Origin of the sequence: Citrobacter sp. Igbk 14 (assembly GCF_028069825.1) — a bacterium.
Taxonomy (GTDB): domain Bacteria; phylum Pseudomonadota; class Gammaproteobacteria; order Enterobacterales; family Enterobacteriaceae; genus Citrobacter.
The window spans coordinates 33877-56313 of sequence record NZ_JANEWM010000028.1 but is presented as its reverse complement, the minus strand read 5'-3'; the positions used below and the strand labels follow the sequence as shown (position 1 = coordinate 56313).

Genomic DNA, 22437 nt, shown 5'->3' with positions numbered 1-22437 from the left:
GACAAATAATGAACAAAAAATAAATCTGATTCGGCTGAATCGAGTAAGGAAAATAGAATTTATAAAAGGAGTCAATAATTTCCAAATTCTATGGCGCACAAAACAACAAATATTATTTTTATCAACTGCTGTTTATTTAGCCGTTATAATTACGCAAGGTGATTACAACGGCCAAATTAATGTGAAAAATTACATCAGACGTGTTTTCCGTAGTGCAAGATAGTCCAGTAAGCCACCAAATACGACGCCACAGATGGCGACCGCGACTGAGACTTCAAGCAGCCCAGCCAGGAAAGAGAAGTTGGTGTAATCCAGTGCGTTCATGGTAAGCAGCAACAGCCAAACAGCCAGCAAACAGCAGCCCGTCACTAACGTCATCAAAGCCAGATTGTACGCCCCACGGAACTCTGTGCGTGGAATAAAACTCTCATTTTGCCAGCTATGTTCCAGCGTCTGGCGACAAACCAGCAGCAGCAGGAGTCCAGGGATCGCGGCAAACACGGAAAACAGATAAAACGTTGGCCAACCGTGAGCCTCGACGAACCAACCTGCCACTGGGCCCACATAGACGCGACCAACAGCCGAAAGGGCTGAGAGTAGGGCAAACTGGGTTGCGGAGAACGATTTATTACACAGCGTCATTAATAAGGCGACAAACGCCGCAGTACCCATCCCGCCGCACAGGTTTTCGAAGAAGACCGCTGCTGCCATACTGAACATGTGCTTGTCGGTAATAGAAAGCAGCCAGTATCCGGCGTTCGATACGGCCTGCAGAATGCCGAAAATGAGTAACGCGCGAAACAGCGAAAGACGCTGCATCAGGATCCCACCGTACAGCGCACCGACTATTGTCGCCAGCAGCCCCAGCGTTTTATTGACGACGCCGACTTCACCGGCATCAAATCCGACGCCGCGGATTAAAAACGTTGTGGTCAGGCTCATGGCGAAGGCATCCCCGAGCTTATACAGCACAATAAGCAGCAGGATCAGCCAGGCGTTGTTACGACCAAAAAAGTCACGCAGTGGCGCAGCAACCGCTTGTTCCAGTGTTTTAGGCACCGGAATGGTGTCAGTGGGTTCGGGCGCCAACAGGGTGGCGATAATACAGGGAATCAGTAGTGCCGCCATCAGCCAGTACATACCTTGCCAGCCGAGCCAGCGGTCAGCCATCCACAGCGCCAGACCACCGGAAACCAGCATCCCCAGGCGGTAACCCAGTACGCTGATTGCTGCACCGGTACCACGTTCTTCTGCCGGTAAAACGTCTGTTTTCCAGGCGTCAAAAACAATATCCTGCGACGCCGAACAAAATGCGATCACCACTGCGAGTGCCGCCATCCAGCGTAACTGCGTTCCAGGTTCCAGAAAACCCATCGCGGCGATGGAAATAAGAAGCAACACCTGGGTCGTCAACAGCCAACCGCGACGACGACCTAAAAACGGTGGGGTGTAGCGGTCCATCACCGGGGACCAGAGAAACTTAAATACGTAGGCCTGGCCGACCAGAGAAAAGAAACCGATAGTTTTCAGATCGATATTTTCGACCGTCATCCACGCCTGAAGCGTACCGGAGGTCAGGGCGAGCGGTAAACCGGAAGCAAAACCTAACATCAGCAGAATCGCTGATTTTGGTTGCTGAAAAATACGTAAATAGTGATTGGACATGGGCATTAAAAGCTGACCCGGCGAAATACCGGGTCAGGGGGCTTAAATTAGCGAGCGTTCTGCTTGATGAAATCGTGAACGCTGGTGTCCTGGGACATATCAGCGATGGTGTCGGTCAAGACGCTGTTAACGGCATCAGCAATATTTTTGTTAGAGGCCTGGAATGCGCCTTCAACAGAGTAGCTTGCACGGTAGTTTTTGGTCATCTTGTTGCCGTTGGCAGCCGTTGCAATAATGGCGATATCTGCTTTGGTTGCGATGTTATAGCGCACGCTACCTTGCGACACATCAGCGTACAGCTGGCTTACGATGATTTGCAGGTTAACTGCACCGTTTGGACCCACCATATAACCGCGTGCAGTCATCTGCTTTTCCAGCACTTCTTGCAGCAGGAAGCGCAGATCGCGAGACGCAGTCAGAGTAACCAGTTGATTGTCGCGGGTCACTTTTGCCAGCGCCTGATCCTGACGCTGGTCGGCGCCATTGATACTGACAGTCACTCCCATCAGACTCGGATCCTGCTGTGGCAGGGTAATTTTTGGCGATACGTTGATGGTAGTGGGCGGAGTTGCGCAGCCAGCCAACATAAACAGCGCGACTAAAGGGAAGAGGATTTTTTTAAACATGCCAGGGCTCTCAGCGAATCTAAATTGTATGGTTAGAGAAAATTCCCGCCATCATAACATCGCCAACGATGAGGGGAAGTGGGTAACGCATGTAAATTCATCATGTTGTCCGTTTGATGATGTTGTAGAGACCATAAATGGCCTTTTTGCAATAACGCGAACACAAGAATCAGTGAACTTCATTCGTTTGGGTGAGAAAATCAGACAAGCGCTAATTTTTTGTTGCTAAGGTGTAATGAAAACGGTAAAAGCGGCTAGTATTTAAAGGGATGGGTGACATCTCAGCGTTGTCGGAGGAAAAATTTCATGATGATTCGTGAGCAAATAGAAGAAAAATTAAGGGCAGCGTTCCAACCCGTGTTCCTCGAAGTTGTGGATGAAAGCTATCGTCACAATGTCCCGGCAGGTTCTGAAAGCCACTTTAAGGTTGTGCTGGTCAGCGATCGCTTTACAGGTGAACGTTTTCTTAATCGTCATCGGATGATTTACAGCACGTTAACGGCGGAGCTTTCCACAACCGTACATGCTCTTGCCCTGCATACCTACACCATTAAGGAGTGGGAAGCGTTGCAGGACACCATTTTTGCATCGCCTCCGTGTCGTGGGGCGGGAAGCATCGCCTAAAAAACGGATTTGCAACAACCGGCGCTTTTCCAGTATGTTGCTACAGATTATGTGAAAACGGCCTGCGGGCCGTTTTGTTTTGTCTGAATTCTGAGTAGGTCGTCCAGTATTCAGACAAAAATTAGCCGGGAATTGTGAAAAAAGCCGCAGCAACGCGCGATAACCGTTCTCGACTCATAAAAGTGATGCCGCTATAATGCGCGTCTTATTTTTCGGAATGTCTTCGGGATGATTCTGACGACAGGGAATGTGATTGATTATGAGAACATCCCAGTTCCGCGAAGCCAACAACCTGTGCTTGCGGAGAAGAGTTGACCGAGCACTGTGATTTTTTGAGGTAACAAGATGCAAGTTTCAGTTGAAACCACTCAAGGCCTTGGCCGCCGTGTAACGATTACTATCGCTGCTGACAGCATCGAGACCGCTGTGAAAAGCGAGCTGGTCAACGTAGCGAAGAAAGTGCGTATTGACGGTTTCCGCAAAGGAAAAGTACCGATGAATGTCGTTGCTCAGCGTTATGGCGCTTCTGTTCGCCAGGACGTTCTGGGTGACCTGATGAGCCGTAACTTCGTTGATGCCATCATCAAAGAAAAAATTAATCCGGCTGGCGCACCGAACTACGTTCCGGGCGAATACAAACTGGGTGAAGATTTCACTTACGCGGTAGAGTTCGAAGTTTACCCGGAAGTTGAACTGACCGGTCTGGACGCAATCGAAGTTGAAAAACCGGTTGTTGAAGTTACCGATGCTGACGTTGACGTTATGCTGGATACCCTGCGTAAGCAGCAGGCTACCTGGAAAGACAAAGACGGCGCTGCTGATGCAGAAGACCGTGTAACCATCGACTTTACCGGTTCTGTAGACGGCGAAGAGTTCGAAGGCGGCAAAGCGTCTGACTTCGTACTGGCGATGGGCCAGGGTCGTATGATCCCAGGCTTTGAAGAAGGCGTTAAAGGCCACAAAGCTGGCGAAGAGTTCACCATCGACGTGACCTTCCCGGAAGAGTACCACGCTGAAAACCTGAAAGGTAAAGCCGCTAAATTCGTTATCAACCTGAAGAAAGTTGAAGAACGTGAACTGCCGGAACTGACCGAAGAATTCATCAAACGTTTTGGCGTTGAAGATGGTTCCGTAGCGGGTCTGCGCGCTGAAGTGCGTAAAAACATGGAACGTGAGCTGAAAGGCGCTGTACGTAACCGCGTTAAGTCTCAGGCGATCGAAGGTCTGGTTAAAGCCAACGACATCGACGTTCCTGCAGCACTGATCGACAGCGAAATCGACGTTCTGCGTCGTCAGGCTGCACAGCGTTTCGGTGGCAACGAGAAGCAAGCTCTGGAACTGCCGCGTGAACTGTTCGAAGAACAGGCTAAGCGTCGCGTAGTTGTTGGTCTGCTGCTGGGCGAAGTGATTCGTACCAACGAACTGAAAGCTGATGAAGATCGCGTAAAAGGCCTGATCGAAGAAATGGCTTCTGCTTACGAAGATCCGAAAGAAGTTGTTGAGTTCTACAGCAAAAACAAAGAGCTGATGGACAACATGCGTAACGTCGCTCTGGAAGAACAGGCTGTTGAAGCGGTTCTGGCGAAAGCTAAAGTGACTGAAAAAGCCACTACTTTCAACGAACTGATGAACCAGCAGGCGTAATTCGTTGCTTTTATAGCACGAAATTCGCACATAAACCCGTCACCTTCTGGTGGCGGGTTTTTTTTTGTCACGCATTTTGCATGGGAAGGGTGCGAAAACAGCGTTTCAGTGTTAGCGTTACAACAAAAGATTGTTATGCTTGAATTATGGCGATGTCGTACCCATTACAGAGGGACTAGCTGATAATCCGTCCATAAGGTTACAATCAGCACAGCAGGTTTTTTCAAATTTTATCCAGGAGACGGAAATGTCATACAGCGGCGAACGAGATAACTTTGCACCCCATATGGCGCTGGTGCCGATGGTCATTGAACAGACCTCGCGTGGTGAGCGCTCTTTTGATATCTATTCTCGTCTACTTAAGGAACGCGTCATTTTTCTGACCGGCCAGGTCGAAGACCATATGGCTAACCTGATTGTGGCGCAGATGCTGTTCCTGGAAGCAGAAAACCCGGAAAAAGATATCTACCTGTATATTAACTCCCCTGGTGGCGTGATTACTGCAGGGATGTCTATCTATGACACCATGCAGTTTATTAAGCCGGACGTTAGCACCATTTGTATGGGCCAGGCGGCCTCAATGGGCGCGTTTCTGCTAACTGCCGGGGCGAAAGGTAAACGTTTTTGCCTGCCTAATTCTCGCGTCATGATCCACCAGCCTCTGGGCGGTTACCAGGGTCAGGCAACGGATATTGAAATTCATGCCCGTGAAATCTTGAAGGTAAAAGGGCGCATGAACGAACTTATGGCGCATCATACGGGTCAATCTCTTGAGCAGATTGAACGTGATACCGAGCGCGATCGCTTCCTCTCCGCTTCTGAAGCGGTGGAGTACGGTCTGGTCGACTCGATTTTGACCCATCGTAATTAATGCCCAGGGCGCAGGTGTGCCGCTATAATTACCTGGAGCGGCACAACGCTGACTAGCGTCTTGCGCCTGAGAATGGCATTTGCGTCGTCGTGTGCGGCACAAAGAACAAAGAAGAGGTTTTGACCCATGACAGATAAACGCAAAGATGGCTCGGGCAAATTGTTGTACTGCTCTTTTTGCGGCAAAAGCCAGCATGAAGTGCGTAAGCTGATTGCCGGACCATCCGTGTATATCTGCGACGAATGTGTTGATTTATGTAACGACATCATTCGCGAAGAGATTAAGGAAGTAGCACCGCACCGTGAACGCAGTGCGCTGCCGACGCCACATGAAATTCGCAACCACCTGGACGATTACGTTATTGGCCAGGAACAGGCGAAGAAAGTGCTGGCGGTCGCGGTATACAACCATTACAAACGTCTGCGCAACGGCGACACCAGCAATGGCGTCGAGTTGGGCAAAAGTAACATCCTGCTGATTGGTCCTACGGGTTCTGGTAAAACGCTGTTGGCTGAAACGCTGGCGCGTCTGCTGGACGTTCCGTTCACAATGGCCGATGCCACCACCCTGACCGAAGCCGGTTATGTGGGTGAAGATGTTGAAAATATTATTCAGAAGCTGTTGCAGAAGTGCGATTACGACGTGCAGAAAGCGCAGCGCGGTATTGTCTATATCGATGAGATCGACAAGATTTCGCGTAAATCAGACAATCCGTCTATTACCCGTGACGTTTCCGGTGAAGGCGTGCAGCAGGCGCTGTTGAAATTGATCGAAGGAACAGTTGCCGCTGTTCCGCCACAGGGTGGACGCAAACATCCGCAGCAGGAGTTCTTGCAGGTTGATACCTCCAAGATTCTGTTTATCTGTGGTGGTGCGTTTGCCGGTCTGGATAAGGTGATTGCTAACCGTGTTGAAACCGGCTCCGGCATTGGTTTTGGCGCGACGGTAAAAGCCCAGTCCGATAAGGCCAGCGAAGGTGAATTGTTGTCGCAGGTTGAACCAGAAGATCTGATCAAATTTGGTCTGATCCCTGAGTTCATCGGCCGTCTGCCCGTTGTGGCAACGCTGAGCGAACTGAGTGAAGAAGCGCTGATCCAGATCCTAAAAGAACCGAAAAACGCCCTGACTAAGCAGTATCAGGCGCTGTTCAATCTTGAAGGTGTGGATCTGGAATTCCGCGAGGAAGCGCTGGATGCTATCGCCAAGAAAGCGATGATTCGTAAAACCGGTGCGCGTGGTCTGCGTTCTATCGTGGAAGCCGCGTTGCTCGACACCATGTACGATCTTCCTTCTATGGAAGACGTTGAAAAAGTGGTGATCGACGAGTCTGTGATTGGCGGTCAGAGCAAGCCGTTGCTGATTTACGGTAAGCCGGAAGCGCAGCAGGCATCTGGCGAATAATTCATCAATTCATACAGACGTTTAACCAAAAAGGGGGGATTTTATCTCCCCTTTTATTTTTCCGTAAACATGGCGTTGAATGTGTGGGAAACATCCCCATATACTGACATACATGTTAAAGGTGGTGTGAAGCACAGTCGTACCACCTGATTACCTGGCGGAAACTAAACTAAGAGAGAGCTCTATGAATCCTGAGCGTTCTGAACGCATTGAAATCCCCGTATTGCCGTTGCGCGATGTGGTGGTTTATCCGCACATGGTCATACCCTTATTTGTAGGGCGGGAAAAATCTATCCGTTGTCTTGAAGCGGCTATGGACCATGATAAAAAAATCATGCTGGTCGCGCAGAAAGAAGCTTCAACGGATGAGCCGGGTGTAAACGATCTTTTCACCGTCGGGACCGTGGCCTCTATTTTGCAGATGCTGAAACTGCCTGACGGCACCGTAAAAGTGCTGGTCGAGGGGTTACAGCGCGCGCGTATTTCTGCGTTGTCAGACAACGGCGAGCATTTCTCTGCGAAAGCGGAGTACCTTGATTCGCCTGCTATTGATGAGCGCGAACAGGAAGTGCTGGTACGTACAGCTATCAGCCAGTTCGAAGGCTATATCAAGCTAAACAAAAAAATCCCACCAGAGGTGCTGACGTCGCTTAACAGCATTGACGATCCCGCGCGTCTGGCGGACACCATCGCTGCCCATATGCCGCTGAAGCTGGCGGATAAGCAGTCCGTGCTGGAGATGTCCGACGTGAATGAACGTCTGGAATATCTGATGGCAATGATGGAATCCGAAATCGATCTGCTGCAGGTTGAAAAACGTATTCGCAACCGCGTGAAAAAGCAGATGGAGAAGTCTCAGCGTGAGTACTATCTGAACGAGCAAATGAAAGCGATTCAGAAAGAGCTCGGCGAGATGGACGATGCGCCGGATGAAAACGAAGCGCTGAAACGCAAGATCGACGCGGCGAAGATGCCGAAAGAGGCAAAAGAGAAAGCGGAAGCAGAGCTGCAGAAGCTGAAAATGATGTCTCCGATGTCGGCGGAAGCAACGGTCGTGCGTGGCTACATCGACTGGATGGTACAGGTTCCGTGGAATGCGCGTAGCAAGGTCAAAAAAGACCTGCGTCAGGCGCAGGAAATCCTCGATACCGACCATTATGGTCTGGAGCGTGTGAAAGATCGTATTCTTGAGTATCTTGCGGTCCAGAGCCGTGTGAACAAAATCAAGGGACCGATCCTGTGTCTGGTTGGACCGCCGGGGGTGGGTAAAACCTCTCTGGGTCAGTCCATCGCGAAGGCGACAGGGCGTAAATACATCCGTATGGCGCTTGGCGGCGTGCGTGATGAGGCTGAAATTCGTGGTCACCGCCGAACCTATATCGGTTCGATGCCGGGCAAACTGATCCAGAAAATGGCCAAAGTGGGCGTGAAAAACCCGCTGTTCCTGCTTGATGAGATCGACAAAATGTCTTCTGACATGCGTGGCGATCCGGCATCAGCACTGCTTGAGGTGCTGGATCCAGAGCAGAACGTGGCGTTCAGCGATCACTACCTGGAAGTGGACTACGACCTCAGCGACGTCATGTTCGTTGCGACGTCGAACTCCATGAACATTCCGGCACCGTTGCTGGATCGTATGGAAGTGATTCGTCTGTCTGGCTATACCGAAGACGAGAAGCTTAATATAGCTAAGCGTCATCTGTTGCCAAAACAGATTGAGCGTAATGCGCTGAAAAAAGGCGAGCTGACGGTTGATGATAGCGCCATTGTGGGCATCATTCGTTACTACACCCGTGAAGCGGGCGTGCGTAGTCTGGAGCGTGAAATCTCCAAACTGTGCCGTAAAGCGGTTAAGCAATTGTTGCTCGATAAGTCACTGAAACACATCGAGATCAATGGTGATAACCTGCATGACTACCTGGGTGTGCAGCGCTTTGACTATGGCCGTGCGGATAACGAAAACCGCGTTGGTCAGGTCACGGGGCTGGCATGGACAGAAGTGGGCGGCGATCTGCTGACCATTGAAACCGCCTGTGTTCCTGGTAAAGGCAAGCTGACTTACACCGGATCGCTCGGCGAAGTGATGCAGGAATCCATTCAGGCCGCACTGACCGTGGTGCGTGCGCGTGCGGAAAAACTGGGTATTAACCCGGACTTTTACGAAAAACGCGACATCCACGTTCACGTACCTGAAGGCGCGACGCCGAAAGATGGTCCAAGCGCGGGTATTGCCATGTGCACTGCGCTGGTCTCATGCCTGACCGGTAACCCGGTTCGTGCCGATGTGGCGATGACTGGCGAGATCACCCTGCGTGGTCAGGTTCTGCCTATCGGTGGCTTGAAAGAAAAACTGTTGGCGGCGCACCGTGGTGGCATTAAGACGGTCTTAATTCCAGACGAAAACAAACGTGACCTGGAAGAGATTCCGGACAACGTTATTGCCGATCTTAATATTCATCCGGTGAAACGTATTGAGGAAGTTCTGACTCTTGCGTTGCAAAATGAACCCTCTGGAATGCAGGTTGTGACGGCAAAATAGTGACCTCGCGCAAAGAGCATTAATAAAAACAGGGCTGGCAGGCCATTTCGGGCTTGCCAGCCTTTTTTTGTATAGCTAATTTAGATAACGGATTGGGCTTGCCATCATTATCGGGTGTTGTAAGGGCATGGCAGGCCTGATATAACTGCTGCGCGGTCGCACTTTGAAGGATTCAGGTGCGATATATATTATAAAGAGGAAGAGAAGAGTGAATAAATCTCAACTGATCGACAAAATTGCTGCAGGGGCTGATATCTCTAAAGCTGCGGCTGGACGTGCGTTAGATGCAATTATTGCTTCTGTTACCGAATCCCTGAAAGAAGGTGATGACGTAGCACTGGTAGGTTTTGGTACTTTTGCCGTTAAAGAGCGTGCTGCCCGTACTGGTCGCAACCCGCAAACAGGTAAAGAGATCACCATCGCCGCGGCTAAAGTACCGGGCTTCCGTGCAGGTAAAGCACTGAAAGACGCGGTAAACTAAGTGATTTCCCCTTTGGGGATGTGACTAAGTACAAGGGCGCATCAACCGATGTGCCTTTTTTATTTCTGATTCCGGTACTTTCTACGCGTTGTGGGCTGACAATTGCCCCAGTTTCTTGTCACAATAGGCCTTTGTGCGCAGCGTTCAGGAAACGCTATGCTGCGTGAAGCATATATACTCAAAATCCTTGCCGCCGTCGTTGTAACTAACGCGGAGGCGGCCTGAAGGATACGCGTATAGTCATCTACAGCGGAGTGTGGTTACACCATGATGGACAGCTTACGCACGGCTGCTAACAGTCTCGTGCTCAAGATTATTTTCGGTATCATTATCGTGTCGTTCATTTTGACCGGCGTGAGTGGTTACCTGATTGGCGGGGGCAATAACTACGCCGCTAAAGTGAATGGCCAGGAGATCAGCCGCGGGCAGTTCGAGAATGCGTTCAACAGCGAACGTAACCGCATGCAGCAACAGCTGGGCGATCAATATTCTGAGCTGGCGGCGAACGAAGGTTATATGAAAACGCTGCGTCAGCAGGTGCTGAATCGTCTTGTGGACGAAGCGCTGCTGGATCAGTATTCCCGTGAGCTTAAGCTCAACATTAGCGACGATCAGATTAAGCAGGCTATTTTCGCCACCCCGGCTTTCCAGGTTGACGGAAAATTTGATAACAACCGCTACAATGCGATTGTGAATCAGATGGGAATGACTGCAGATCAGTATGCTCAGGCATTGCGTAACCAGCTCACCACGCAACAGTTGATCAACGGCGTTGCCGGGACTGACTTCATGCTGAAGGGTGAAACGGACGAACTGGCTGCACTGGTTGCACAGCAACGTATCGTACGTGAAGCGACGATTGATGTTAATGCTCTTGCCGCGAAGCAGTCGGTTACCGACGAAGAAGTGGCCAGTTACTACGAGCAGAATAAAAATCGCTTTATGACGCCGGAACAGTTCCGTGTGAGCTATATCAAGCTGGATGCTGCAGCAATGCAGGAAACCGCCAGCGATGCTGATATTCAGTCTTACTATGACCAGCATCAGGATCAATTCACTCAGCCGCAGCGTAATCGCTACAGCATCATACAGACCAAAACAGAAGATGAAGCAAAAGCGGTGCTTGATGCGCTGAACAAAGGGGGTGATTTTGCGACCCTGGCGAAAGAAAAATCTGCCGATATCATTTCTGCCCGTAACGGCGGTGATATGGGTTGGCTGGAAGACGCCACCACCCCAGATGAACTGAAAAATGCCGGTCTGAAAGAAAAAGGCCAACTGTCAGGCGTGATTAAGTCTTCTGTTGGTTTCCTCGTTGCGCGTCTTGACGACGTACAGCCTGCGCAGGTTAAACCGCTGAGCGAAGCCCGTGACGAGATTGCGGCAAAAGTGAAGCAGGAAAAAGCGCTGGATGCGTACTATGCACTGCAGCAGAAAGTCAGCGACGCGGCCAGTAACGATAACGAATCTCTGGCGGGTGCAGAGCAGGCAGCAGGTATGAAAGCGGTTGAAACGGGCTGGTTTAGCCGTGACAGCTTGCCGGAAGAACTGAATTTCAAACCTGTTGCTGACATCATTTTCAATGGTGGTCTGATAGGCGAGAACGGTACACCGGGCAGCAACTCTGACATCATCACCGTGGATGGCGATCGTGCGTTTGTGCTGCGTATTAGCGAACACAAAGCAGAAGCAGTTAAGCCGTTAGCGGAAGTGAAAGAGCAGGTTACCGCGCTCGTTAAGCACAATAAAGCTGAGCAGCAGGCGAAACTGGATGCAGATAAACTGCTGGCCGATCTGAAAGCTGGTAAAGGCGATGAAGCGCTGAAAGCGGCGGGTCTGAGCTTTGGCGAAGCGAAAACGCTGAGCCGTACGGGTCAGGATCCGCTGAGTCAGGCGGCCTTTGGCCTGAGCCTGCCTGCGAAAGACAAGCCGAGCTACGGTGTTGCGAACGACATGCAGGGTAACGTTGTACTGTTGGCGCTGGACGAAGTAAAAGCAGGCTCTATGCCAGAAGCACAGAAAAAAGCGATGGTTCAGGGGATTACTCAGAACAACGCTCAGATTGTCTTCGAAGCACTGATGAGCAACCTGCGTAAAGCGGCAAAAATTAAAGTCGGTGACGCGCTGGAACAGCAGCAATAACCGAGGCTTCTCGCAAATAATTGCAAAAAGTTGTATATACCAAAGGCCGCTTTCGCGGCCTTTTCCATTTCTGAAAATTGCCATTTGTCTGCCGTTTATCCCCCCGCTATCGTGGCTCCACTGTTAACCAACAAGGAGCAAAACAGTATGAAACATGGAATTAAAGCCCTGCTTATTACCTTTTCATTGACCTGTGCCGGTATGGTGCAAACTGCACTTGCAGCGGAACCTGTCGCCAAAAGTCAGGCGGTTCAGACCAAAGCGGATGCCTCAGGAAGCACACACAGCAAAGCCACGCCAGCGACAAAGCCGAGTGATGATGAAGGTACCAGGGTAAGCATCAACAGCGCCTCAGCGGAGGATTTAGCGCGAGTGATGAATGGGGTTGGATTGAAGAAAGCACAGGCCATTGTCAGCTATCGTGAGGAGTACGGACCATTTAAAACGGTCGATGATTTAAAGCAGGTACCGGGGATGGGAAGTTCGCTGGTGGAACGTAATCTGGCATTTTTAACACTTTAATAACTTGCAGAGCGTTGAAAGTTTGCCAGACTGTAGAGGTCATACCAGTTATGACCTCTTTACCCTGAAGTCTGTTCCTATAAAAACAACGTAAGGTTTCTGCGCTATGCAAACACAAATCAAAGTTCGTGGTTTTCATCTTGATGTCTATCAGCACGTTAACAATGCCCGCTATCTTGAGTTTCTGGAAGAAGCCCGCTGGGATGGCCTGGAAAACAGTGACAGTTTTCAATGGATGACTGCACACCACATTGCGTTTGTGGTTGTTAACATCAATATCAACTACCGCCGTCCTGCCGTGCTGAGCGATCTGTTGACCATAACCAGTCAGGTACAACAGCTAAATGGCAAAAGCGGCGTATTAAACCAGACCATCACTCTGGAGCCAGAAGGGCAGGTAGTGGCTGATGCGTTGATTACTTTCGTCTGTATTGATTTGAAAACGCAGAAAGCGCTGCCGTTGGAAGGAGAGTTACGCGAGAAATTGGAACAAATGGTGAAGTGACGGAAAGTTGCCTGATGGCGCTTCGCTTATCAGGCCTACAAAACGAGAAGTAGATGTAGGCCGGATAAGGTGCATGCACCGCCATCCGGCACTACTCAGCAGATTACTGTAACCCGGTTTTCTGCTTCATCGCCGCCATCACCGCCGGCTTATCCGCCAGATAATGGTTCAGACCGTTGGCACGCAGATTACAGGCAGCACAATGGCCGCAACCGTTGCCCTTGATCCCGTTATAGCAGGTCAGCGTCTCTTCACGCACCAGCTCTAACTTGCCCCAGTAGTCGGCTAACGCCCAGGTTTCGGCTTTATCAATCCACATCAACGGGGTTTCGAAACGGATGTCTTTTGCCATTCCCAGGCTCACGGCATGATTCAGGGCTTTGACAAACTCGTCACGACAGTCCGGATAACCAGAGAAATCGGTCTCGCAAACGCCGGTAATGACCGCCTCTGCCTGTACCTGGTAAGCGTAAATTGCCGCCAGTGTTAAGAACAGAATGTTACGTCCAGGCACAAAAGTATTCGGGATCCCGTCCGCGTCCGGTTCATAATCGGGTACCGGGATATTGTCGCGGGTCAGGCTGCTGACAGCCAGTTCGCTGAGCAGCGTCACGTCGAGAACTTTGTGTGCACGGGCACCGAGTTTTAAGGCCAGATCACGTGCGACGTCAATTTCAGCGCGATGGCGCTGACCATAATCAAAGGTCACGCAGTGCACTTCATCATACTGATGTAGCGCTTGCACCAGACAGGTCGTGGAGTCCTGGCCTCCACTAAATACAACAACGGCACGTTTCATGGCTTTTCCTGACAAATAACGAAAGCGCTTATGGTAGCGTCTGGGCGTGTCGCCGACCAGCTTCTTCACGCTGAAGGGGGCGGTAACCAGGCCTCGGTGAACTCAAACCAGCCACGCGGATTCAAACGTACGCCATTTACGCCCGGCGGAGCGCTAATTCGATAGTGATAATTGAACAGCGGCGTAAGCGTGGCGTCATGCATTAACGTGGCGAAAACCTGCTGTAAAGCCGCATGACGATCGCCCTCATCGGCCTGAATTTGCAAAGCATCCAGCGTGGTTTGCAGATGAGTATATGTGGATGCATTCAGAACATGTGACCATAGCTGATCGCAACGTAACCACTGTTCGAGGGTATACTCGGGGGCTTCGCCAATCAGCCTGTCTCCCATCATCAGATCGGCCTGGGCTAAAGGATGATCGCCATCCCAGTTTTTAGCATTATGAAAAATAAGCGTTAATTCACAACCCAGTTTTGCCAGCGCCTGGCGCAGCTGTTCCGCCATCGTATGCAGTTCGACCGGTAAGTGGTAGGCCAGCGTCAGTTTTTCCGGCAACGCCACCTCGTCCAGCGCATCCCATTGTGGGATCGTCCATCCTGGCAGCAGGGCATTGCTGGGGGTAATGAGGTTTTCATCCACCTCCAGCGTCTGTAGCAGCGAAGAGCGGTGGATAATATTGACCAGTCGACGGGCTTGCTGTGTATTCAGTCGCACACTTTTTCTGAGTGTGAGATAGCAAAAACCGAGGCTGATTCCGCTACTCACCTGGCTTAGCATGGGCAGTTCCTCTGGTTTACCAATCGCAATTTGCACCGGGTGGCGGCAGCTGGTGCCCAGATCCTGGGAAAAGAGTTGCGGGGTTATCCAGTATTCAATAGCTTTCAGCAGCGGATGGCCAAGATGGTAGTTATCGTGGCTCTCGATGCGAACCAGTTCTGGTGTAAACAGCGTTAGTCGGAACGGGCCAGTCCCGACAAAGGGCTGTTCTGGGTGAGCGAGATGGCTACTGTAACTTGCCAGACGGTGTGCCAGCCAAAAGTCAGGACGATGCAAAATAAAAGTCAGACATTGAGGGTGCGTCACCTCTATGCGTTTAACGCTGATAAACAATCTGGCCAGTGCGGGCAGTTCAAGCAACATCAACAGCCGTTGGTGTAACTGAGCACTGTTGACAACATCACCGTTATGCCAGTGCAGTGTTGAGCGAATATAGAAATCCCAACGCAGCCCGTCGGCAGAGATATTCCAGTGGTGAGCTAAATCGCCGCAGGGGCGTTGCGTTTGACTGTCAAAACGTGTCAGGCCAGAGAACACCTGCCCGGCAAGATGCTGTTCTGCACGACCGGGCAGGAATCCAGGATGCAAAGGTTCAAGCTGGCGATAATAGGGGATACGCAGGGTTGGCGTATCATTTTGCCATTGTCCGCCCATAAACGGCTGCAGCAGGGTTCTTAATTCCCCGGGGGCCAGTTGAGCCAGTTCCAGTACGCTGAGCTGTTCACCCTTTTGCAGTGCCTGCTCCATCATCGTGTTGCGCAGAGAGTCCGGAGTGACCAAAAAACGTAATGTTCCGCGTTTCCCGCGTCCGGACTGAGCTTGCCATACCAGCCAACCGGCATCCTGCGCTTGCCTGAGCAGGGTACGGACATGGCGCTCGCTGCAAAAGCAACGTTCAGCCAGTTCCCCGACGGTGACTGACTGCGGCTCTCCGTTTGAAGGTTGCCACAGACGTTGGTACTGATTCAGACGATTAAGCAAACGCATTGATACATCATCCTTCAAGATGCCCACGAGCGGTTTTACGTAGAAAAAAACCGGAACAATTTTCTTTATCTATTCACTATTACTTCCGTATATCTCAGGAGATACTGAATCACAAGTTAACCGCGTCACAGTGTGGAGAAAGAAATGGCTCGTCTGGCTGCATTTGATATGGATGGCACCCTTTTGATGCCGAATCACCATTTAGGTGATGAAACCCTTTCGACGCTGGCACGCCTGCGTGAACGAGATATCACGCTGACGTTTGCGACCGGTCGTCATGTGCTGGAGATGCGTCATATTTTGGGCTCGATCTCGCTGGACGCCTTTTTAATCACCGGTAACGGGACGCGTATTCACTCGCTGGAAGGTGATGTATTGCATCGTCAGGATCTGGCTCCCTCGGTTGCCGATATCGTATTGCACCAACGGTGGGAAACGCAGGCCAGCATGCATGTTTTTAATGACAACGGCTGGTTCACCGGGCAAGAGATTCCGTCACTGTTGCAAGCGCATGTGTACAGCGGATTTCGTTATCAGATAGTGGATGTGAAGCGTATTCCTGCTCATCAGGTCACAAAAATCTGCTTCTGTGGCGATCATGACGATTTGGTTCGCCTGCGTATTCAGTTGAATGACGCGCTGGGCGAGCAGGCAAATCTCTGTTTTTCTGCGGTTGATTGCCTTGAAGTGCTGCCGCTGGGCTGTAACAAAGGCTCTGCACTGGCAGTGCTGAGCGAGCACCTGGGTTATTCCATGGCTGACTGCATGGCGTTTGGCGACGCCATGAACGATCGTGAAATGTTGGGCCGGGTTGGGCGTGGTCTGATTATGGGGAACGCGATGCCGCAACTGATTGCTGCGCTGCCTCATTTATCGGTGATTGGGCATTGCCGCAATCAGGCGGTATCACACTTTTTGACGCATTGGCTGGACAATCCAAATCTACCTTATTCCCCCGAATGAGAGATCCCTTCCAGCAAGCCAGACCTTAGCGTCTGGCTTTTTTTTGACCGATTAATGGGTGTTCAGCAGGCGGGCAAGTTCTGCTTTCGATGGCGTTAAATCACCGATGTGTGCCTCGACCCATTGCGGGTTGTAATAGGTTTCCAGATAGCGTTCGCCGCTGTCGCACAGCAACGTAACCAGCGACCCCGTTTCTCCTGCATCGCGCATACGGGCGGCAAGTTGTAACGCTCCCCACATGTTGGTTCCGGTTGAGGCACCCACTTTACGGCCCAGCTGCGTTTCCAGCCAGTGTGCGGTGGCAACGCTTGCGGCATCCGGAACGCGCAACATTTCATCAACCACATCAGGAATGAAAGAAGGCTCTACGCGTGGGCGGCCAATGCCTTCAATTTTGCTGCCGACCGGGCTGCGTAACGACGCATCGCGATCCTGCCAGTAAGGCAGAAAGACCGAGTTTTCCGGGTCAACGACCATCAGGTGTGTGTCGTAACCCTGACAGCGAATATAGCGGCCAATGGTTGCGGAGGTACCGCCGGTTCCTGCGCTCATCACGATATGGCGAGGCACGGGGTTTGGCTCACACTGCATCTGGCGGAAGATACTGTCGGCAATATTGTTGTTACCACGCCAGTCAGTAGCGCGTTCAGCGTAGGTGAACTGGTCCATATAATGTCCGTTCAGTTCATGTGCCAGCTGTTCAGACGCTGCATAGATTTCACAGGCGCTTTCCACGAAGTGGCAGCGACCGCCATAAAATTCAATCTGTTCAATTTTGCGTTTTGCCGTACAGGAAGGCATAACGGCAATAAATGGCAGTCCAAGCAGACGGGCGAAATAGGCCTCAGAGACTGCCGTTGAACCCGAAGACGATTCGATAATCGTGGTGCCTTCTTTAATCCAGCCATTACACAGTCCGTAGAGAAACAGTGAACGTGCCAGGCGATGTTTCAGGCTACCGGTTGGATGTGTGCTCTCATCTTTCAAATAGAGCTGAATACCCGGAAACGCCGGAAGCGACAGGCGAATAAGATGCGTATCGGCAGAACGCTGGTAATCCGCATTAATTTCATTGATGGCATTTTTAACCCAGGAGCTATTCATCATTAATATCCATTTGTCATTTTGTGCCCAGAATAGCGAAAAGCACGGAAAAAATTGTTGCCATTTAGCCTTTAAAATAGAATGTAAGGAGAAAATTCTTCTCTGTGGAGTGGATATGTTAGACAAAATTGACCGTAAGCTGCTTGGCCTACTGCAACAAGACTGCACCCTTTCTTTGCAGGCGTTAGCCGATGCCGTTAATCTGACAACCACCCCCTGCTGGAAACGCCTCAAGCGGCTTGAGGATGACGGCATTCTGCTGGGCAAGGTTGCCCTTCTGGATCCAGAAAAACTGGGGCTGGGCTTAACCGCGTTTGTGCTGATTAAAACCCAGCATCACAGCAGCGAGTGGTACTGCCGCTTTGTCACCGAAGTGACCGGGATGCCAGAGGTACTGGGTTTCTGGCGAATGGCTGGGGAGTATGACTACCTGATGCGGGTGCAGGTTGCTGATATGAAACGCTATGATGATTTCTATAAGCGTCTGGTGAATAGCGTACCGGGCCTGTCTGATGTTACCTCCAGTTTTGCGATGGAACAGATTAAATACACGACTGCTCTACCTATTGAATAACTCTCCCGGTGGTCATTGCCGGAAATCTTGTCAGGACATAACGCGTGCGATTATTTGCTCAATTAAGCTGGTACTTCCGCCGGGAGTGGCGTCGCTACCTCGGGGCTGTAGCCTTGCTTATCATCATCGCTATTCTTCAGCTTATCCCGCCAAAAGTGGTCGGTATCATCGTGGACGGCGTAACGACACAGCGCTTCACAACCGAGCGACTGCTGATGTGGGTCGGCACGATTGCCCTGATTGCGGTGGTGGTCTATTTGTTGCGCTATGTCTGGCGCGTACTGTTGTTTGGCGCATCCTACCAACTGGCAGTTGAACTACGCGAAGACTATTACCGCCAGTTGAGCCGCCAGCATCCCGAATTTTATCTGCGTCATCGCACAGGCGATCTGATGGCGCGTGCAACTAACGATGTTGATCGGGTGGTGTTTGCGGCTGGCGAAGGTGTATTGACGCTGGTGGACTCACTGGTCATGGGGTGCGCAGTGTTGATCGTGATGTCTACGCAAATCAGTTGGGAGCTGACGCTGATCGCGTTACTCCCAATGCCGGTGATGGCGATAATGATCAAGCGTTACGGCGATCGACTGCATAATCGCTTTAAGGTTGCGCAAGCAGCGTTCTCCAGCCTGAACGATCGTACTCAGGAAAGTCTTACCAGTATCCGCATGATTAAGGCTTTTGGTCTGGAAGACCGACAGTCGGCGCTATTTGCCGAAGATGCTAAAGATACCGGCAAGAAAAACTTGCGGGTCGCCCGCATTGACGCCCGTTTTGACCCCACGATTTATATCGCCATAGGTATGGCTAACCTGCTGGCTATCGCCGGGGGAAGTTGGATGGTGGTGCATGGTTCTCTGACCCTTGGTCAGTTAACCAGCTTTATGATGTATCTCGGTCTGATGATTTGGCCGATGCTGGCACTGGCATGGATGTTTAACATTGTTGAGCGAGGCAGCGCCGCGTATAGCCGTATTCGCGCGATGCTGGCTGAAGCCCCCGTGGTGGATGATGGGACAGAACCCGTACCAGAAGGACGTGGTGAGTTAGCGGTGGCCATTCGCGAATTTCGCTACCCACAGACGGCTCATCTGGTGCTGGAGAATGTGAATTTCCAGCTTAAGCCAGGGCAGATGCTGGGCATTTGTGGCCCAACTGGGGCTGGGAAAAGCACCGTACTATCGCTGCTCCAGCGCCACTTCGATATCACTGAAGGGGATGTGCGTTTTCATGATATTCCGTTAACGCGCTTGCAGCTTGATAGCTGGCGTAGCCGCCTGGCAGTGGTCAGCCAGACACCTTTCTTGTTCTCGGATACGGTCGCCAACAACATAGCGCTTGGACGCCCGCAGGCCACACAGGATGAAATTGAACATGTTGCACGTCTGGCCAGCGTGCATGAGGATATTTTACGTCTTCCTCAGGGGTACGACACTGAAGTGGGTGAACGCGGCGTGATGCTGTCCGGTGGACAAAAACAGCGTATTTCTATCGCTCGTGCGCTGCTGCTGAATGCTGAAATCCTGATTCTTGATGATGCGTTATCGGCGGTGGATGGTCGTACTGAACATCAAATCCTGCATAACCTGCGCCAGTGGGGAGAAGGCAGAACCGTGATAATCAGCGCTCACCGTTTATCTGCGCTGACAGAAGCTAATGAAATTATCGTGATGCAGCACGGACATATTGCTCAGCGTGGCGAACACGATGCGCTGGTGCAACAACCTGGCTGGTATCGTGATATGTACCGTTATCAGCAACTGGAAGCGGCATTGTCTGATGCGCCGGCTATCGATGAGGAGGCGGCTAATGCGTAGTTTTGGACAATTATGGCCGACCCTGAAAAGGCTGCTGGCGTACGGCTCGCCGTGGCGAAAGCAGCTGTCTATCGCTGTTGTCATGCTGTGGGTAGCGGCAGCGGCGGAAGTTAGTGGTCCGCTGCTCATCAGTTATTTTATCGACAACATGGTGGCGAAGAACAATCTGCCGCTGGCGATGGTGTCTGGGCTGGTGGCGGCCTATGTCGGTCTGCAACTGTTGGCGGCGGGCCTGCATTACGCGCAGTCATTACTCTTTAACCAGGCGGCCGTTGGTGTGGTGCAGCAGTTACGTACCGATGTGATGGATGCCGCGCTGCGTCAGCCGCTCAGTGCTTTTGATACTCAGCCTGTCGGGCAGCTTATCTCCCGGGTGACCAATGACACCGAAGTGATTCGCGACCTGTACGTGACGGTAGTCGCGACGGTACTGCGCAGTGCCGCCTTAATCGGTGCCATGCTGGTAGCGATGTTCAGCCTTGAGTGGCGGATGGCGCTGGTTGCGATGGCCATATTCCCGGCTGTGCTGGTGGTGATGGTGATTTATCAGCGCTATAGCACTCCTATTGTGCGTCGCGTTCGCGCCTATCTGGCAGATATTAATGATGGCTTTAACGAAGTTATTAATGGCATGAGCGTGATCCAGCAGTTCCGTCAGCAGGCGCGTTTTGGTGAACGAATGGGCGAAGCCAGCCGTTCGCACTATATGGCGCGCATGCAAACGCTGCGATTGGATGGCTTTTTGTTGCGCCCGTTGCTCAGCCTGTTTTCGGCCCTGATCCTCTGCGGTTTGCTGACGCTGTTTAGCTTTACGTCCGGCACGCCCATTGAAGTTGGGGTGCTGTATGCGTTTATCAGCTATCTGGGGCGTTTGAACGAGCCGTTGATTGAGCTGACGACCCAGCAATCAATGCTGCAACAGGCGGTGGTAGCGGGTGAACGTGTATTTGAACTGATGGATGGCCCACGCCAGCGTTATGGTGAGGATATCCACCCCCTGAAAAGCGGGGACATTGAGGTTGATAACGTCTCTTTTGCCTATCGCGACGACAATCTGGTGCTGCAAAACATCAGTTTGTCCGTACCTTCTCGTCGTTTTGTTGCGTTGGTTGGGCATACCGGTAGCGGCAAGAGTACGCTCGCCAGTCTGCTGATGGGGTACTACCCGTTGACGCAGGGTGATATTCGTCTGGACGGACGACCGCTGTCTTCGTTGAGCCACAGTGTGTTACGCCAGGGCGTTGCGATGGTGCAGCAGGATCCGGTGGTGATGGCGGATACCTTCCTGGCCAACGTGACGCTGGGCCGCGATATTTCTGAAGAGCGGGTATGGCAGGCGCTGGAGACGGTGCAACTGGCGGAGCTGGCACGCGGGCTGAGTGACGGTATTCATACCCGACTGGGCGAGCAGGGCAATAATTTATCAGTCGGGCAGAAACAGCTGCTGGCGCTGGCGCGTGTGCTGGTCGAAACGCCGCAGGTGCTGATTTTGGACGAAGCGACGGCCAGCATTGACTCCGGTACTGAACAGGCTATTCAGCAGGCGTTGGCAGCAGTGCGTAAGCACACCACGCTGGTGGTGATTGCGCATCGGTTATCCACCATTGTCGATGCCGACACTATTCTGGTACTGCACCGGGGGCAGGCCGTTGAGCGCGGCACGCACCAGCAACTGCTTGCCGCACAGGGCCGCTACTGGCAAATGTACCAGCTACAGTTGGCGGGTGAAGAGCTGGCGGCTAGCGTAAACGAAGATTCGGCAATCGCCTGATGGCGCTGCGTTTATCAGACCTACAGCCAGTGTGGTTTCGTAGGCCTGATGACGCGTTTTCGCCGCCATCCTGCAATCAACAATCTGGTGCAAAAATGTAACGCACTATGCACCGTTATAGTGCGTTTTTTCTTTTTCTATCCTCGCCGTACCCCGTGCGGCTGAATCATCCCGCGTTTTTCATTCCTGGCACACCCCTTGCAATGTTCAGTATGTGTATCTGCAGCCATTACTGAATTCTGACTGGAGGGGATCTATGAAGCTGGTTACCGTGGTAATCAAACCGTTCAAACTGGAAGACGTCCGTGAAGCATTGTCGTCTATTGGTATTCAGGGGCTGACCGTCACCGAAGTGAAGGGGTTTGGCCGACAAAAAGGTCATGCTGAGTTGTACCGGGGAGCGGAATACAGCGTCAACTTCTTACCCAAAGTGAAGATTGATGTGGCAATTGCTGATGACCAACTGGACGGCGTAATTGATGTCATCAGTAAGGCCGCCTACACCGGAAAAATTGGCGACGGCAAAATTTTCGTCGCCGAGCTACAACGCGTGATTCGTATTCGTACCGGCGAAGCCGACGAAGCCGCACTGTAACGTCTGGCACACAGTGATAGGAAACCAA

The 22437-nt window shown here is 51.6% G+C and carries 20 protein-coding genes; 15 read left to right on the top strand and 5 right to left on the bottom strand.

Going from position 1 to position 22437, the window contains the following annotated elements; translation table 11 throughout:
* Window positions 1–223, top strand: a 223-nt coding sequence (locus tag NNN64_RS12865) for a hypothetical protein (RefSeq protein ID WP_271441620.1), incomplete at its 5' end; no start/stop codon positions are given.
* Here NNN64_RS12865 and ampG read toward each other — a convergent pair.
* Together ampG and NNN64_RS12855 are read right to left on the bottom strand one after the other, a co-directional pair.
* Window positions 190–1665: a muropeptide MFS transporter AmpG gene (ampG, locus tag NNN64_RS12860; protein WP_271441621.1), complete on the bottom strand. Its 1476-nt coding sequence runs from the start codon at window positions 1663–1665 to the stop codon at window positions 190–192. The two genes, NNN64_RS12865 and ampG, sit on opposite strands and share 34 nt — an antisense overlap.
* A gap of 47 nt (window positions 1666–1712) precedes the next feature.
* On the bottom strand, window positions 1713–2291 hold the full coding sequence (locus NNN64_RS12855; protein ID WP_005125164.1) for a lipoprotein: 579 nt from the start codon (window positions 2289–2291) through the stop codon (window positions 1713–1715).
* 306 nt (window positions 2292–2597) lie between these two features.
* Between NNN64_RS12855 and bolA the strand changes: the two genes are divergently transcribed.
* From bolA to fadM, 9 genes are all read left to right on the top strand, one after another.
* Complete coding sequence (bolA, locus tag NNN64_RS12850; protein WP_040232707.1) at window positions 2598–2915, top strand: transcriptional regulator BolA; 318 nt, start codon at window positions 2598–2600, stop codon at window positions 2913–2915.
* Window positions 2916–3260: 345 nt separating this feature from the next.
* On the top strand, window positions 3261–4559 hold the full coding sequence (gene tig, locus NNN64_RS12845; RefSeq protein ID WP_137384629.1) for a trigger factor: 1299 nt from the start codon (window positions 3261–3263) through the stop codon (window positions 4557–4559).
* 247 nt (window positions 4560–4806) lie between these two features.
* Window positions 4807–5430: an ATP-dependent Clp endopeptidase proteolytic subunit ClpP gene (clpP, locus tag NNN64_RS12840; protein WP_003021624.1), complete on the top strand. Its 624-nt coding sequence runs from the start codon at window positions 4807–4809 to the stop codon at window positions 5428–5430.
* A 126-nt stretch (window positions 5431–5556) separates the two neighbouring features.
* Window positions 5557–6831: an ATP-dependent protease ATP-binding subunit ClpX gene (gene clpX / locus NNN64_RS12835; RefSeq protein ID WP_271441619.1), complete on the top strand. Its 1275-nt coding sequence runs from the start codon at window positions 5557–5559 to the stop codon at window positions 6829–6831.
* 184 nt (window positions 6832–7015) lie between these two features.
* Complete coding sequence (lon, locus tag NNN64_RS12830) at window positions 7016–9370, top strand: endopeptidase La (protein ID WP_003831014.1); 2355 nt, start codon at window positions 7016–7018, stop codon at window positions 9368–9370.
* Between the two features lie 190 nt (window positions 9371–9560).
* Window positions 9561–9851 (top strand): nucleoid-associated protein HU-beta, encoded by a 291-nt coding sequence (gene hupB, locus NNN64_RS12825; RefSeq protein WP_219352570.1) that lies wholly within the window; start codon window positions 9561–9563, stop codon window positions 9849–9851.
* Window positions 9852–10118: 267 nt separating this feature from the next.
* A complete protein-coding gene (gene ppiD, locus NNN64_RS12820; RefSeq protein ID WP_271441618.1) occupies window positions 10119–11993 on the top strand; it encodes a peptidylprolyl isomerase in 1875 nt (624 codons plus the stop codon).
* A 147-nt stretch (window positions 11994–12140) separates the two neighbouring features.
* The gene (locus NNN64_RS12815) at window positions 12141–12515 is read left to right on the top strand and encodes a helix-hairpin-helix domain-containing protein (RefSeq protein ID WP_271441617.1); all 375 of its coding nucleotides are present in this window, start codon (window positions 12141–12143) and stop codon (window positions 12513–12515) included.
* Between the two features lie 106 nt (window positions 12516–12621).
* Entirely contained in the window at window positions 12622–13020 is a 399-nt protein-coding gene (gene fadM / locus NNN64_RS12810; RefSeq protein WP_271441616.1) for a long-chain acyl-CoA thioesterase FadM, read from the top strand.
* Between the two features lie 103 nt (window positions 13021–13123).
* Here fadM and queC read toward each other — a convergent pair whose 3' ends face one another.
* Both queC and NNN64_RS12800 read right to left on the bottom strand, forming a co-directional pair.
* Window positions 13124–13819 carry a 7-cyano-7-deazaguanine synthase QueC gene (gene queC, locus NNN64_RS12805; protein WP_271441615.1) on the bottom strand — a complete coding sequence of 232 codons (696 nt, stop codon included), beginning with the start codon at window positions 13817–13819 and terminating at the stop codon, window positions 13124–13126.
* Window positions 13820–13884: 65 nt separating this feature from the next.
* Complete coding sequence (locus NNN64_RS12800; RefSeq protein WP_271441614.1) at window positions 13885–15585, bottom strand: SgrR family transcriptional regulator; 1701 nt, start codon at window positions 15583–15585, stop codon at window positions 13885–13887.
* A 144-nt stretch (window positions 15586–15729) separates the two neighbouring features.
* Here NNN64_RS12800 and cof point away from each other — a divergent pair, with 144 nt between their 5' ends.
* The gene (gene cof / locus NNN64_RS12795) at window positions 15730–16548 is read left to right on the top strand and encodes an HMP-PP phosphatase (protein ID WP_271441613.1); all 819 of its coding nucleotides are present in this window, start codon (window positions 15730–15732) and stop codon (window positions 16546–16548) included.
* 51 nt (window positions 16549–16599) lie between these two features.
* Here cof and NNN64_RS12790 read toward each other — a convergent pair whose 3' ends face one another.
* Entirely contained in the window at window positions 16600–17655 is a 1056-nt protein-coding gene (locus NNN64_RS12790; protein ID WP_271441612.1) for a PLP-dependent cysteine synthase family protein, read from the bottom strand.
* Between the two features lie 112 nt (window positions 17656–17767).
* Between NNN64_RS12790 and decR the strand changes: the two genes are divergently transcribed.
* From decR to glnK, 4 genes are all read left to right on the top strand, one after another.
* Window positions 17768–18226: a DNA-binding transcriptional regulator DecR gene (gene decR, locus NNN64_RS12785; protein WP_005125175.1), complete on the top strand. Its 459-nt coding sequence runs from the start codon at window positions 17768–17770 to the stop codon at window positions 18224–18226.
* A gap of 44 nt (window positions 18227–18270) precedes the next feature.
* Window positions 18271–20043, top strand: a complete 1773-nt coding sequence (locus NNN64_RS12780) for a SmdA family multidrug ABC transporter permease/ATP-binding protein (protein ID WP_271441611.1) — start codon at window positions 18271–18273, stop codon at window positions 20041–20043.
* Window positions 20036–21814, top strand: coding sequence for a SmdB family multidrug efflux ABC transporter permease/ATP-binding protein (locus NNN64_RS12775; RefSeq protein WP_271441610.1), 1779 nt, complete (start codon window positions 20036–20038; stop codon window positions 21812–21814). The genes NNN64_RS12780 and NNN64_RS12775 overlap by 8 nt, the downstream gene beginning before the upstream one ends.
* 256 nt (window positions 21815–22070) lie before the next feature.
* Window positions 22071–22409 carry a P-II family nitrogen regulator gene (gene glnK, locus NNN64_RS12770; protein WP_003021657.1) on the top strand — a complete coding sequence of 113 codons (339 nt, stop codon included), beginning with the start codon at window positions 22071–22073 and terminating at the stop codon, window positions 22407–22409.
* Window positions 22410–22437: the final 28 nt, after the last annotated feature.